We start from the raw sequence: 15,248 nt of genomic DNA, 5'->3' as shown, positions 1-15,248 counted from the left end.
GAAAGTTAATTTTTAACTTTCGGGGTATTTTTGTGATTAAAATGACTAAACAAATGAAATTACAAGCTAGTTATATCTATTTAAACTGTTCCAATAGTGTTAAGGAAATTTGTTAGTCAAATCAGACGATAACCAAATTTAATCCAATAGATAAAACTGGTAAAATGATAACAAACAAAACAATTAATGGGGGTAAGAAATGGCATTAGAATTATTGTTTGGTCGCGCAAGTGCTGATCATGAGCTAGCTTTGTTAGAGCGGGCACAACATATTTTAGCTAATGATGATCAAGCAGAAATATTTTATTTGGTGCCTAATCACATTAAATTTGAAACGGAAATTAAGGTTTTAAATCGATTGGCCAATTTGTCGGGACATTATGGTGCAGCTGTCTCAGTGCCACGAGTATCCGTGTTTTCCTTGAGCCGTTTAGCATGGTATTACATGCAAAATGATCCGTTATATCAACGAGCAACGATGTCACAAAATGGCTTAACCATGTTGGTACAAACGTTACTTCAAAAAAATAAAAAGTCTTTAGAACTTTATGGTAATTTGCTATCAAAGCAAGGGTTTATCGGTCAATTCACGACCCAATTACTAGAATTAAAGCAATCGGGTGTGCGTTGGTCAGAAGTTAATGAGATGGCTGATCAATTAACGAATCAAGAAACCTTACAGATGAAATTGCACGATTTAGCAACGATTGGGATTGATTTAGATAATGAGTTGATGCAACGTGAACAATATCTAAGTAGCGACTTGTTGTTAGCGTTACGCGTTTATTTAGCAACCGGTAAAACAGATATCTCGCATCATTACTTTTTAATTAACGATTATTCGCAAATGACATCAGTGGAGCAAAGTTTAGTTGAAGCTTTGATTATGTATAGTGCGGGGGTTATTTTAGCATTACCAGCTGATGATGGTGCAGCGAGTTTGACGCAAGCTGCAATCAGTGAAAACGATTTATTTTATCGCCCTAAAAAATTAGGCCGCCAATTACGTGATTTCTCAATTAAGCATGATATTCAGGTCGTAACGAAGACGATTGAACCACAAAGAAAAATTAGTTCAAGTATGCAGGCAATTGAATCATTTTGGATTCAGTATGAGCAAACTGGTGTCACGCAAACGGTTTATCAAGCTGATGATGTGGCCGTGTGGCAGTTGCACACACGTTATCAAGAAGTTGAACAAATGGCGCGACTAATTCGTCAAGAAGTTGCTAGTGGTAAACGGCGTTATCGGGATTATTTGTTGATGACTCGTGATTTAGGGCAATATGAAAATATTATGCCAGCAGTTTTTGAACGCTATAATATTCCCATGTTCATGGATTTAGATCGGCCGATGGCAGCTCACCCATTAGTAGCCTTTTTAGATAAATTATTGCGATTAGCACCAGCATACACAATTACTGATGTTATGAGTTTTTTAAAAACAGAATTATTTATACCAGCAGATGTATCGGTAGCAGATTATCGCGAAGCGCTGACAGAAACTGAAAACTTTGTGCTAGCTAAAAATCTTGGCGGGTGGCAATGGACAAATACAAATGCCTGGCGCTATGATCGGCAAGCACAAGTTAGTGATGATAAAGTAACGCGTGAACGAGTAGCTAGTAAAGATGCGCAATTGTCGCTGATTCACGATCAGATTAGCCAAGTAGTAGCGCCATTTTTAAAAGATTTGCAACATGCAACGAATGCTCGTGATATGGCTGTAAAGTTGTATGAATTTATGACGCAAATTGGTATTCAAAAACGTTTGATAGACTGGCGCGATACAGCAATTGCACGTGGTGATTTATGGGCAGCCCAGCAGCCTGAACAAGTTTGGCGGGTCTTTATTGATGTTTTAGATGATTTTGCCACAATTTTTGATCAAGACACGATGACTGTCGTGCAAATGCAAGAAATTTTTAAAGCAGCTTTTGATAATGCCAAGTATGCAGGTATTCCAGCAACGATGGATCAAGTGCGGATTTCAGAAAGTGGTATTGTACAACGAACGGGATATGAAACAGTCATTGTGTTTGGGGCAACCAATCATAATTTACCAGCTGTTACCCGTACTAAAGCTATTTTGCACGATGGTGATCGCGATATATTACAATCAATTTTACCGGAACATGTCTTTTTAAAGGAAACCTCCGAGCAACAAATGGCACAAGAATCATTATTGATGTATAAAGCGATGATGATCGCTGATCAACGTTTGATTTGGACGTATGCGACTAGTGATGGTGATAGTGGGCAACAACCGTCAACGTATGTCACACGGATTCAAAAACAATTTAATTTAGTAGTAAAGCAATTTGATGCTTTACCAGATCCTGATAGTGATGATTTAACACCATATGTTGGTACGCCAATAAGCACAATTGCACAATTAGTTGTTGTTAATCGACAAGCAAAATTACAACAAAAAGATCAAATAGTGCTGAGCTCAGCTTGGCAGAACCTGACGCAACAACTACAACAAATTGCGCCGAATAAGTTAAGACAGTTATTGGGCGGTCTTTATTATGTTAATGAACCCGAGCTCTTACAACCAGCATTAGTGACATCATTATTTGGTCAAGAATTAAAGGTATCTATTTCACGACTAGAAAGTTATTCACGAAATCCATTTGAATTTTTCTTGCAGTATGGATTAAAACTACAAGAACGCCAAGTTTTACAATTAACACCAGCAGAAAAAGGAACATTAATGCATGCATTGTTAGAACAAGTATTCCAAGCATTAATTGCACAACAAAAAGCCTTAGGTGAACTGACCGAACAGGCGCTACAGCAATTAGAACAAGACATGTTACAAGGCCTTTTAAAGAGTGATGATCCAACCTATGATATTTTTAATAGTTCATATCGTATGGGCTTTTTAACGAAGCGATTGGCTGATCAAGTTCATGAAACGATTATGAGTATGCGTCGGGGGCAACTGGATCAAGGTGGTGTACAAACAATTGGTGTAGAAGCTGGCTTTGGGTTACCACAAAGTCAATTAAAACCTGTAATGTATGAAATGCCATTTGGTAAAGTGACCGTCCGAGGCAAAATTGATCGGTATGATTTGGTTACCACAGCGGCTGGTAATTTTTTGACAATTATTGATTACAAATCAGGAGCTCGTAAATTTGATTACAAAAAAGCATATGTTGGTCTTGAATTGCAGTTAATGACATATTGGACCGCTATTTTGATAAATCAGCAGTTGTTACCAGCAAGTCAGATGGGCGGTGCCTTGTTTTGGTCATTGAAAAATCCCTGGATTGAAATGAAAAATGTTACGGGCGATACGTTCACCCAAATGCAAGATAACGCGGGACAATTAATGGTTGAACAAGGTCGCTATCGCGGTGTTTTGAAAAATGATGAGGATTATATTAGTCGTTTAGAAAGTGCTGATGAAATTGTCGCACCCTATGCGATTGATCGTAAAAAGGATGGCTCATTTAAAGCAGCTAGTGACGTAGTGACTGATGATGATTTGGACACGCTATTGTTATTTAATGAATTTAAAATTAAAGAAATCGCTGAAAATATATTGGCAGGTACTTTTCCATTGTCTCCTTTTAAGGATGGTGCTACGAGTACAGGATTAATGTATTCACCATATACGCCGGTGATGATGTTTGATGCCATGATGGGAAATAAATATAACGATATTAGTGGTGCACTTAAAGACAATGAGGTTTTGACGGCAATGAAGGCATTCATCGCACAGTACAATCAGACATCATCGCAAGGAGAAAAATAATGAATTTTACGGACTCACAAACTGCAGCAATTACCACAAAAGGACAAAATGTTTTGGTTTCTGCCTCTGCTGGTTCTGGTAAAACTCGTGTTTTGGTGGAACGCGTATTGCGACGCTTATTGGCAGGGGAAAACGTCAATCAGTTTTTGATTGTGACGTTTACGGAAGCAGCAGCAGCAGAAATGAAAGAGCGTTTAGAAACAGAAATTCGTAAAGCATTAGCAAATGCTAGTGGGCAAGAACGACAACACTTGTTAAAACAATTACGGTTATTAAATGTTGCTAATATTTCAACCTTGCATGCATTTGCATTACGTTTAATTGAACAATATCATTATACGATTGATTTAGATCCGCAGTTTCGGTTGATGGATGATGCAGAACGTACTTTAGTGATGTTAGAAGTCTATAACACATTATTAGAAACGCAGTATACACAAGATGTCGAAGATGAGTTTGCGACTTTTGCAACGCAGTTTACAAGTAGTACGACTGATGATCAAAGTCTGCAAGATGCTGTGTTCTCATTATATAATTTTGCAACAGCACGCCCGGATACTAAGGAATGGCTAAGTCATTTAGCAGATTTATATGATATTGGGACTGATGATTTCACCCAAAGTGATTTTTACCGTAATTACTTACGCCCAGTTATCTTAACAGAATTACAAGCGATTTATGATAAAGCACATCAATTAAGCCAACAAGCGCCAGATACCATGGATGCCGCACCGGCAATCAATCGGTTATTAAATTTACAAACTGATGAAACAACGTATCAAAATGTTTTAAAGGTTGTACAAAATGAGACAAGCGATTGGCATACGATTCGCCAAGTCGTTCAGAATGCTGATTTGATGGGATGGGGAAAGGACGATCAAGGTAAAGGCAAAAACTTTACTAAAAAACACGATCCGGCACTAAAGGCAGCTTGGGAACAAGTTAAGGTTGAACGAGTAGCTTTAAAAGATCGATTTGATAAATTACAAGCGCAATATTTTACCTTAGATCAAGATGGTTTACGTTTTGCTATTCAAGGCGCGAAAAAAGTCATGCAACAGCTTGTGGCATTGACCACAGCATTTAGTGATGATTTTCTAACTGAAAAATTACAGCGGAAAGTTTTAGATTTCAATGATTTAGAGCATTTTGCATTGCAGATTGTAAATCAAGAAAAAGTAAAAAAAGAGTTGCAAGCACACTATAGTGAAATTATGGTGGATGAATACCAAGATACAAATCAATTACAAGAAGCCATTTTGCATGAAATGACTGCAGGCGATAATTTATTTCAAGTAGGTGATATTAAACAATCAATTTATAAATTTCGTCAAGCTGATCCAACATTGTTTGCGCATAAACTGACAACATATCCACAAACTACCGATAATACTGTGATTACATTGCAAGAAAATTTTCGCTCGTTACCAAATGTCACCAATTTTATTAATTACATCTTTGCCCAATCGATGAGCCAATCATTAGGTGACATTGATTATGAAGGGGATGCTGAACTAGTAGCTGGTGCTGATTATTATCCAGATGAATTAGTGAAAAAAGCTGATTTATTAGTGTATTTGAATGACGATCAGGATGAATCATTAGATGAAACAGCAGCATCATTGTTGACATCAGAGAGTTATACAAAGGCTACTGGTCAAATTCGCATGACGGCGTTGAAAATTCAAGAATTAATGCAATCCAAATTTGTCATATTTGACCGTAAAGCTGGAATATCACGACCAATTAAGTATAGTGATATCACAATTTTAGTCCCAACGAAGGGACAAAATTTAGAAGTGTTGGACGTTTTTCGTGAAATGAATATTCCCATTGTGATTGATGGTACAGAAAATTATTTTCAAACGACTGAAATTTCTGTCATGATGAGTTTTTTGAAAGTAATTGATAATCCGCATCAAGATATTCCGCTAGCAGCGGTTTTGCGTTCACCTTTGTATAATATTACTGAAAATGGCTTGGCCTTAATTAGATTACAAGCAACGGATGCTGATTTTTATACGGCTGTTCAATCTATGGCCAAGCTCGATATCGCTAACCAGACGGCAACGGATGATACACAATTAGCCAGTCAAACGCAGCAAAAAGTCCAACAATTTTTACATGATTTGGCTATTTTTCGAGACTTAGCAGTCCAAAATCAAATCGTGACATTACTATGGTCAATTTATAATGAAACTGGTTGGCTCGATTATGTAGGTGGTTTACCATCTGGTGCCCAACGGCAAGCTAATCTACATGCACTATATGAACGTGCTGCAGCCTATCAAAAGAGTAGTTTTATTGGTTTATATCAATTTATTAATTACGTCACACAGTTGCAAAGTCAAACGAAGGATCTTGGTGAAGCTGATGCGAATGTTGCCCAAGAGACAGTTTCTTTGATGACAATCCATCATTCCAAAGGTCTAGAGTTCCCAGTTGTCTTTTTGCTAAATGCAACACGCACGATGATTAGTACTCGTGAAACGCAAGGTAGTATTTTATTAGATGCGCATGCTGGTGGTGGGTTAAACTATGTTGATATTGCACATCATTTGAATTTATTGACACCACAACATGAATACATCGCACAGGTGAAGCGGAAGAATGCCTATGCAGAGGCGTTACGCGTGTTATATGTTGCCTTAACACGTGCAGAGCAACAATTGTTTATTGTGGGTGCGTATGACAATGTTCAAAAACTTTGGTCAATGTGGCAACAAAGCGCGGGTGAGACAGAATGGATGTTGCCAGAGACAGTTCGTTTAGCTGGTAAATCATTTATGGATTTAGTGGGGATGGCATTAGTACGCCATCCCCAAGCGCCAGAAAAATTAGCAGCATTGGTAAAATACGATACGGATGATAACATGCAATTTGATGATATTCGGATAAAAACGCCTAAACAACCGTTTGAATTCAATGTGGAAGCTTTGAATGCGCAAGAATTAGCTGATGCGATGACGAATTATCAACCAATTATTAAGGAGACAACAACGCCGATAGCTGTTGCAACGTCTACCAGTGATGTTACCCAAGATTGGCGGCAAGTTTTAGAATTTAAATATCCTTATGACAATGCCACTCGCGCAACCTCATATCAATCCGTTTCAGAAATTAAACGGTTGTTTGAAGATCCGGACTTGCCACAAGGTCGGGTTCCAGTCGACCGACGCTTAGTGACTGATGATTTTGCTGGATTACGTGCGTTAGATGAAACATTGCCCGAACCGGCGTTTATGCAGGTTAGTACACCGCAGGTTTCACCGGCAGCTATTGGAACAGCGACGCATTTAGTGATGCAGCGGATTGATTTAGCTAATGGTCAGATTGATACCGCAACGATTCGGGCGCTTATTCAACAATTAGTTACGGATAAAATGATTGATGAAAAAGTTGCCCCATTAATTAGTGTGACGAAAATTCAGCGTTTCTTTACTGAATCTGTTCTAGGACAGCAGATGGTGCAACATGCGAATACTCTGAAACGTGAAGTGCCTTTTTCGTTGTTATTGGATGCCAATCGTTTGTATCGCAACTTTGATGGTGATGATAAGGTGTTGGTCCATGGAATTATTGATGGTTATTTCCAGGTAGGTGATGAAGTATGGTTATTTGATTATAAAACAGATCATGTTAAGCCGGCACAGGCAGCCACAACTTTAAAACAGCGATACGCTGGTCAAATAAATATCTATTCACAAGCGTTAATTGCGATGGGATTAGCAGTGCCTAGAAAGTTTATTTATGCGTTAAACGCAGAAACCTTAATCGAACTAACGAATTAATATAAAAAGAAATCCTGATAGCTATTGATATATGAAATCAATAGCTATCAGGATTTTTAATGTTATATCAGCCCTAAATTTAGCAGAAGCAGTCTGATAATTTATGCTCTTTTATGTAAGTTACTGAGTAACCAAGTTAATATGATGAAGAACAACATTATAATAAAGACTGACGTAAATAGTAATTTATACGAACCACTGTCAATTAATAAGCCACCGTATAATGGTCCGATTGCGCGTCCTAAGGATACAAACATGGTTAATAATCCTTGGGCATGTCCTTTAGCATTTGGATCACTAACATCATCTACCCAAGCAGGAATTTGAGGACTAGCTAAAATTTCACCAATCGTCAGAATCAAGAAACTAACAATAAACATTGAATAAGTTGTCGCTTGAATCAAAACTAAGAATGAGCCGGCAAATAAGGTTGAACCAACTAATACGGTCCAACGTACAGGTAAACGTTCGATAAAACGATCCAGCAAGCCTTGACCAAATATAATGACGATACCGTTTAGCGTCCATAAGAATGAATAATCTTTGGTCGTCATGCCTAAATCAGTCATGTGAGTCGCAATAACAGTTTCCCAGAGGATGTATGCCATATAAAATGAAAAAGCTAATCCTAAAATGGCATAAATAACAACGGGGGTTTTAAAGTTGCTTTTAGAAGCCCTAGCGGTAGCACGAGCGCTTTGCTTAGCAAGACCTTTGACGTTGAAATAGTAGCAAACCAGGATAAAAAAGATACCATACATGATGGCAGCACTACCAAAGACCAATTGAACACCATGGTCGAATAAAAAGCCAACAATAGCAGTACCAGCAACAACACCAACATTCATAAATAAATATTGTAAATTAAAAACTTTACGTGTATCAATTTTTTGAATTGTTGTGGCGTAAGAATTTAATAATGTATAAATTAAGCCATCTGAAAAACCTAATAGTAATAAAAAAATAGCAAATACTGGCCAACCATTCCAAAAAGTTAAGCATAACAGTGTGGTTAAAGCTAGGCCAACTGAAATGACGAGGGCTTTAAACGGATTCCAATGATCAAAAAGTTTGCCACCAAACCAATTGCCAAGCATCATTGCAGCAGAAAGCCCCATGACAACACTACCTGATATTGTCATATTTTTATGTAAGACATTATGCATATATAAAGTTGTTATTGGCCAAATTAATGATGCGCCAGTTGATTGGAAAAAAGTTGTGATATAAAGAACAATAGCGTTAATTTCGACGTGCTGTGATCTGAGCACATCGCCGTCTTGTGACGACTGACTTATCATAAATCCTCCATGATGATGTAGTTTTATTTAAACTAAAATTTGATGCCAGATATCATTTAAATTATATCTGGCATCGAACACATTTTTAATGTGTTTGTCCGTTTTTATTAACGAGAAAAGTTTAGCATAAATCAAAGGAGTTGGTATACTTAAAAAAGATAAGTTTCAAATTTATATAGAATTATTGGGGAATAGAAGATGGCGATTAAGAAACCAGAATACATTTTAGCGATTGATCAAGGGACGACAGGGACACGGGCCATCGTTTTTAATCACAATGCTCGCCGTGTGACATCAGCATCGATTCCAATGACGTTAATAGCACCACAACCAGGTTGGTTAGAACAACAACCTTTGGATATTTGGCATGCAACGCAAACTGCCATCGCAGATGCATTGATTAATGCAGGTATTCGTGGTGACGAAATCAAAGCGTTAGGCATTGCAAATCAGCGTGAGACGGCCATTGTATGGAATCGTCATACTGGTCAACCGATTTATAATGCTATTAGTTGGTCGTCAACACAATCACAAGCAATTGCACAAAAAATTGCAGATGATGAACAAAAAACAGAATTAATCCGCCAAAAAACAGGATTACCAATTAGTGCCTATTTTTCAGCTACTAAAATTCGTTGGATGCTAGATAATGTACCTGATGCACAAGCTGCAGCGCAACGTGGTGATTTGTTGTTTGGAACGGTAGATACCTGGTTAACATGGCAATTAACAGATGGTGCAGTGCATGCAACGGATGCAACTAATGCAGCTCGAACAATGTTGTACAACATTCATACACAAAAATGGGATGAAGAGTTATTAGCATTATTCAATATTCCAGCAGCAATGTTGCCACAAGTGCATAAAAGTAGTGAAGTCATCGGTCATACCAGCCCAATGACATTTTTTGGTGGCCGTGTACCAATTGCTAGTGTGATTGGTGATCAAAATGCCTCAATGGTGGGTCAGTTAGCCTTGGAAAAAGGGATGGTTAAAAACACTTATGGTGCAGGAGCATTTATGATTATGAATACTGGTGAACAGCCAGTTGTTTCAAATAATCGTTTGGTAACAACGATTGCTTATCAAGTTGAAGATCAACCAGTTTATGCTTTAGAAGGATCTATTTTTTCAGCAGGAACTGCTATTCAGTGGTTGCATGAGCGACTAGATATGATTGATACACAATTAGACGCATGGATGTTAGCCGAAGATTCTAAAAATCATAACGAAGTTTACGTTGTCCCTGCTTTTAATGGTTTGGGTGCACCATATTGGGACCCACATGTACAAGGAACTGTATTTGGTATGACTAGAGGGACTAATAAGGCTGATTTTGTTAAGGCAACGTTGCAATCAATCGCGTATCAAACAGCGGATATCTTAGATATTATGAAAAAGGACTCGGGTTATACGTTAGCAACAATGAAGGCGGATGGTTCTGTATCACGTAATCCATATTTGATGCAATTCCAGGCTGATATTGCTCATGTTGCAATTGAACGTTCATTAGATGAAGACGCAACCCCAATGGGAGCGGCCTTTCTTGCAGGATTAGCAGTTGGTTATTGGCGTGATTTGTCAGACTTAGAGCAATATGTACAAGCAGGTCGGCATTTTGAGCCACAGTTACCAAAAGAACAAAGACAACGTTTGCACAAGGGCTGGCAATCAGCGATTAAAGCGACCCAATATTTTGGAGAAATTTAAATAAGTAAGCGTTTCACATTATGATAGAAAAAAGATGATAAAAAGTTTATAATTAAATGGTGAATATAGTAACGAACTTATTAAACGACCATTTTAATGAACTAACTAGCAAAGGAGCATCCATCGTGCCTAAAGAAATTACAACATTGTTGACGTTTTTTGGTGGAACAGGAGATTTAGCTAAGCGTAAGCTATATCCATCTACTTACAACCTTTTTAAGAAGGGATTTTTGCAAGAGCATTTTGCAATTATTGGAACTGCTCGTCAAGATATGACGAATGATGAATTCCGTGAAGTTGTTCGTACATCTATTGCTGATTTTACGGAAGATAAGGCAAACGCCGAAGCATTTATTGAACACTTTTACTATATTCAACAAGATATCACTGACCAGTCTGGTTATGCTGATATGCTTGCTTTGAATAATAAGTTAGACGCGCAATATGATTTGAAGGGTAACCGTATTTTTTATATGTCAGTTGCGCCTCGCTTCTTTGGTACTGTAGCGCAATATTTGAATTCAGAAGGTTTAATTACTAAAAATGGTGAATTCAACCGTTTGATGATTGAAAAGCCATTCGGTTCATCATATGAAACTGCTGAAAAATTGCAAAATGAATTATCAGAAGCTTTTGATGAAAATCAAATTTATCGTATTGACCACTACTTAGGTAAGGAAATGGTTCAAAATATTGCAGCTGTTCGTTTTGGTAATCCATTATTTGATGCAGCTTGGAATAAAGACTACATCGAAAACATTCAAGTAACGTTGTCAGAAGTCTTGGGTGTAGAAGAACGTGCTGGATATTACGATACAGCTGGTGCTTTACGTGATATGATTCAAAACCACACGATGCAAGTAATCGGTTGGTTAGCAATGGAAAAGCCAGCATCATTTACTGATAAGGAAATTCGTGCTGCCAAGAACGCAGCATTTGATTCTTTGAAGATTTATAATTCAGCTGAAGAAGTTGCACAAAACTTCGTTCGTGGACAATACGGTGAATCTGCTGATGGATCTCAAAAGAAATACTTGGATGAAATGGATGTTCCTGCTGATTCACAAAATAATACGTTTGTGGCAGGAAAATTGCAATTTGATATGCCACGTTGGGAAGGTGTACCTTTCTACATTCGTTCAGGAAAGCGTTTAGCTGCCAAGTCAACGCGTGTTGATGTTGTCTTTAAGAAGGGTTTGAATATCTTTGGTGATGATATTTCATTAGCAAATCCGGTGCTATCAATTTTGATTGATCCTAAGGGTGGTATTGAATTTAAGATTAACGCCAAGGATATTAAGTCAGCCTTTGATACACGTACAATTGATTTGGCATGGCAAGTATCAGACGAAGATAAGGCCGTTACACCAGAGCCTTATGAACGAATGATCCATGATGCTATGAATGGTGATGGTTCAAACTTCGCTGATTGGAATGGTGTTGGTACTGCATGGCGTTTTGTTGACGCTATTCAAGCTGCTTGGGATGCGAAGAAGGAACAATTCCCTAATTATGTTTCAGGTTCAATGGGTCCAGCTGCATCTGATGAGTTATTAGCTAAAGATGATAATGAATGGGTCTTTAAAGGTTAATATTTAAATAATTATAAAATTGATAAACAAAATAAACCTTCGTGATACATGCTAGCTTGCTGGTAAATTGCGAAGGTTTATTTTTGTTAATGAGAAAGGCATTGGTATGGCTAGATATACGGAAATTGAATTAACAAATATGATTATGATTGAAAATCCTGTAACGCAAGAGATTTTAGTTGAAAATCGACAAAATCCCAATTGGGCAGGCGTGACGTTTCCTGGTGGACATATTGAAGTAGGAGAAACGGTGACACAATCAGTTTACCGCGAAGCTTATGAAGAAACGGGTCTGACCATTGTAGAGCCACAATTGAAGGGCATTAAAGAATGGCCATTGGCGAACGGGGCACGTTACATTGTGTTTTTGTATAAAGCGACCTCTTATACTGGCGAAATTCATGCGAGTCGTGAAGGTGACATTTTTTGGACAACACGTGAAAAATTATTACATGGTCAGTATCATTTGCCAAATACATTTGCGGAAATGTTGCCAGTATTTGATGATGCAAATATTAATGAACTGGCACTGCATACGATTGTTAACGGGGTGGAACAACATATTGCCTGGCAATAAAAATCAAAAAACGAACGTCCGATAAAAGCGGGTTTCGAAGTTTAAAATAGTTGCTGAATTCGTGTTTGCTGTCATTTTTAAAACTTAAGATGAACAAATGTGTTATAATGCCAGTATTAAATTAAAAATTACCGAACGTTCGAGGTTATAAAATTATGAAAACACGCCGAAGCGATCGTCTAGTAGATATGACTCGTTATTTATTAGAACGACCACGTACATTAGTATCACTAACACATTTTTCAGAAGAATATGAAAGTGCTAAATCTTCCATTTCAGAAGATTTAACAATTTTAAAGCGTACTTTCCAAGAGCGCGGCATTGGTTTATTGGAGACAATTCCAGGCGCTGCTGGCGGGGCTCGTTTTACACCTTATATGACGCAAGCTGATGCCAAAGATTTTGTGGCTTCATTAGTTAATGCAATCGACGATGAAACTCGGGTATTGCCTGGGGGCTATGTCTATCTATCAGATATTTTAGGTCAACCATGGTTTTTGCAGCGAATCGGGCGCTTGATTGCAACGCAATACTTGCGTGAGCCAATTGATGCAGTTATGACTGCTGCAACAAAGGGTGTACCTGTTGCACAAGCAGTTGCAGCGCAACTAAATGTGCCTTTTGTTATTGTCCGTAATGACACAAAAGTCACTGAAGGACCTACAATGTCGGTTAACTATGTAACTGGTCAATCACAACGTTTAGAAAAGCTGGAATTATCACGACGTTCATTACCTATGGGTTCACGTGTGTTAATTGTGGATGATTTTATGAAGGCCGGCGGTACAATTCGTGGTATGGCTTCGCTAGTTAAAGAATTTGAAGGCCAAGTTGTTGGTGCGGCTGTGGTTGCTGAAGGTCGCGTGGCACACCGTGTGATTGATGATTATACATCATTGATCCATGTTGATACGAATAAGGATGATGGCATTATTAGTGTTACTGCAGGTAATTATGCAGATGAAATTTATGCTAATTTTGAAGAGAATTTAGAAAATAAAGTTAAATAAAAGGGTGGGAATCATGGAGAGATTTGTCATTGTTTTGGCAGCTGGAAAAGGTACGCGAATGAAGTCAACCCGACCAAAAGTTTTACATGAAGTCGGTGGAAAACCGATGGTACAGTTGGTAGTTGACACAGTAAAGCGTGCTAATGTTGGCAAAATTGTTACGGTAGTTGGTAATGGTGCACAACAAGTAGAGGAGGTTCTAAAAGAAACTTCTGAATTTGCTGTACAAGCAGAACAACTCGGAACAGGACATGCGATTAAAATGGCAGCCCCGTTATTAGCTGATAAAAAAGGCATGACCTTGATTGCATCTGGTGATGCACCAATGTTTACAACAACAACGTATGAAGAATTGTATAGTTATCATGAACAATCAAATAATGCTGTCACTGTTTTGACTGCTAAAGCACCTGACCCAACAGGGTATGGTCGAATTATTCGTGATGAACAAGGCAATGTCTTGCGGATTGTTGAACAAAAAGATGCCGATGATGATGAAAAGAAAGTTGATGAAATCAATACTGGTGTTTATGTATTTGATAACCAACTACTCTTTGAAAGCTTGCAGCATGTCAATAATGATAATGCGCAAGGTGAGTATTATCTACCAGATACGTTAGAAATTTTACGTGAATCAGGGCATACTGTTGGGGCTTTCCAAATTAGTGATTTTGGTGAATCGATGGGTGTTAATGACCGAGTTGCATTAGCGAAGGCAAATGAAATTATGCGTCAACGAGTTAATGAAGCGCATATGCGTGCGGGTGTAACACTGATTGATCCAATGAATACATATATTGACGTCGATGTGGAAATTGGACGTGATACATTGATTGAACCAAATGTTTACTTAAAGGGAAAAACAAAAATTGGTCAGGGTGTTGTGTTAACGTCTGGCACCAAGATTATTGATTCGATTGTTGCTGATGGTGCCCAAATTGATAGCAGTCATTTGGAAGAAGCCGAGGTTCGTGAAGATGCAACTGTTGGTCCGTATGCACATTTGCGTCCAGCTGCTTATTTAGCTCGTCAAGCACATGCCGGTAACTTCGTTGAAGTAAAGAAGGCCGTTTTGGGTGAGCGTTCAAAGATGGGGCATTTGTCATACCTTGGGGATGCGACGGTCGGTAAAGATGTTAATATTGGCGCTGGCACGGTTTTTGTTAATTATGATGGTAAAAATAAGTGGCACTCAAATGTTGGTGATCGCGCATTTATTGGTTCTGGTTCAAAAATTATTAGTCCGGTTGAAATTGCGACTGAATCATTTGTGGCAGCCGGCTCAATTATTACAGATGACATTCCAATGCATGCAATGGGCATCGGACGTGCACGCCAAACAATTAAAAAAGATTTTTGGCAACGGACACCTTTGTTTAATAAGTTTAACTAATCGTAAGTGCTTTGGGGTCTTATTAGATAGTTTGGTCGATAATAATGGATTGAAGATTAAGGTAAAAAACTGTACAATAAAATTATTAAAGACTTGAGCACACATTTG

Annotated in this window: 8 protein-coding genes; 7 read left to right on the top strand and 1 reads right to left on the bottom strand. The window is 38.1% G+C overall.

Going from position 1 to position 15,248, the window contains the following annotated elements; all coding sequences use genetic code 11:
- Positions 1-199 precede the first annotated feature (199 nt).
- Both FFM55_RS03275 and addA read left to right on the top strand, forming a co-directional pair.
- Positions 200-3,766, top strand: a complete 3,567-nt coding sequence (locus tag FFM55_RS03275) for a PD-(D/E)XK nuclease family protein (protein WP_137600483.1) — start codon at positions 200-202, stop codon at positions 3,764-3,766.
- Positions 3,766-7,557 carry a helicase-exonuclease AddAB subunit AddA gene (gene addA, locus FFM55_RS03270; RefSeq protein WP_042493006.1) on the top strand — a complete coding sequence of 1,264 codons (3,792 nt, stop codon included), beginning with the start codon at positions 3,766-3,768 and terminating at the stop codon, positions 7,555-7,557. The genes FFM55_RS03275 and addA overlap by 1 nt, the downstream gene beginning before the upstream one ends.
- A gap of 101 nt (positions 7,558-7,658) precedes the next feature.
- Here addA and FFM55_RS03265 read toward each other — a convergent pair whose 3' ends face one another.
- On the bottom strand, positions 7,659-8,858 hold the full coding sequence (locus FFM55_RS03265) for an MFS transporter (protein ID WP_042493005.1): 1,200 nt from the start codon (positions 8,856-8,858) through the stop codon (positions 7,659-7,661).
- 198 nt (positions 8,859-9,056) lie between these two features.
- Here FFM55_RS03265 and glpK point away from each other — a divergent pair, with 198 nt between their 5' ends.
- The 5 genes from glpK (at position 9,057) to glmU (ending at position 15,140) form a co-directional block, all read left to right on the top strand.
- The gene (glpK, locus tag FFM55_RS03260; protein ID WP_042493003.1) at positions 9,057-10,568 is read left to right on the top strand and encodes a glycerol kinase GlpK; all 1,512 of its coding nucleotides are present in this window, start codon (positions 9,057-9,059) and stop codon (positions 10,566-10,568) included.
- 125 nt (positions 10,569-10,693) lie between these two features.
- A complete protein-coding gene (gene zwf, locus FFM55_RS03255) occupies positions 10,694-12,160 on the top strand; it encodes a glucose-6-phosphate dehydrogenase (protein ID WP_137600482.1) in 1,467 nt (488 codons plus the stop codon).
- A gap of 106 nt (positions 12,161-12,266) precedes the next feature.
- Positions 12,267-12,737 (top strand): 8-oxo-dGTP diphosphatase, encoded by a 471-nt coding sequence (locus FFM55_RS03250; protein ID WP_137600481.1) that lies wholly within the window; start codon positions 12,267-12,269, stop codon positions 12,735-12,737.
- A 155-nt stretch (positions 12,738-12,892) separates the two neighbouring features.
- Positions 12,893-13,747 (top strand): pur operon repressor, encoded by an 855-nt coding sequence (purR, locus tag FFM55_RS03245; protein WP_042492999.1) that lies wholly within the window; start codon positions 12,893-12,895, stop codon positions 13,745-13,747.
- 13 nt (positions 13,748-13,760) lie between these two features.
- Positions 13,761-15,140 carry a bifunctional UDP-N-acetylglucosamine diphosphorylase/glucosamine-1-phosphate N-acetyltransferase GlmU gene (glmU, locus tag FFM55_RS03240; protein ID WP_042492998.1) on the top strand — a complete coding sequence of 460 codons (1,380 nt, stop codon included), beginning with the start codon at positions 13,761-13,763 and terminating at the stop codon, positions 15,138-15,140.
- Positions 15,141-15,248: the final 108 nt, after the last annotated feature.

Source organism: Weissella sagaensis (genome assembly GCF_005405285.1).
In the GTDB taxonomy this organism is placed as follows: Bacteria; Bacillota; Bacilli; order Lactobacillales; family Lactobacillaceae; genus Weissella; species Weissella sagaensis.
The sequence above is the reverse complement of the archived record's forward strand: the minus strand, read 5'-3'. Positions and strand labels throughout refer to the sequence as shown.

Excerpts from the sequence above, each read along its gene's own strand:
- FFM55_RS03275 (WP_137600483.1), top strand. The coding sequence starts at position 200 with ATGGCATTAGAATTATTGTTTGGTCGCGCAAGTGCTGATCATGAGCTA.
- addA (WP_042493006.1), top strand. The coding sequence starts at position 3,766 with ATGAATTTTACGGACTCACAAACTGCAGCAATTACCACAAAAGGACAA.
- FFM55_RS03265 (WP_042493005.1), bottom strand. The coding sequence starts at position 8,858 with ATGATAAGTCAGTCGTCACAAGACGGCGATGTGCTCAGATCACAGCAC.
- glpK (WP_042493003.1), top strand. The coding sequence starts at position 9,057 with ATGGCGATTAAGAAACCAGAATACATTTTAGCGATTGATCAAGGGACG.
- FFM55_RS03250 (WP_137600481.1), top strand. The coding sequence starts at position 12,267 with ATGGCTAGATATACGGAAATTGAATTAACAAATATGATTATGATTGAA.
- purR (WP_042492999.1), top strand. The coding sequence starts at position 12,893 with ATGAAAACACGCCGAAGCGATCGTCTAGTAGATATGACTCGTTATTTA.
- glmU (WP_042492998.1), top strand. The coding sequence starts at position 13,761 with ATGGAGAGATTTGTCATTGTTTTGGCAGCTGGAAAAGGTACGCGAATG.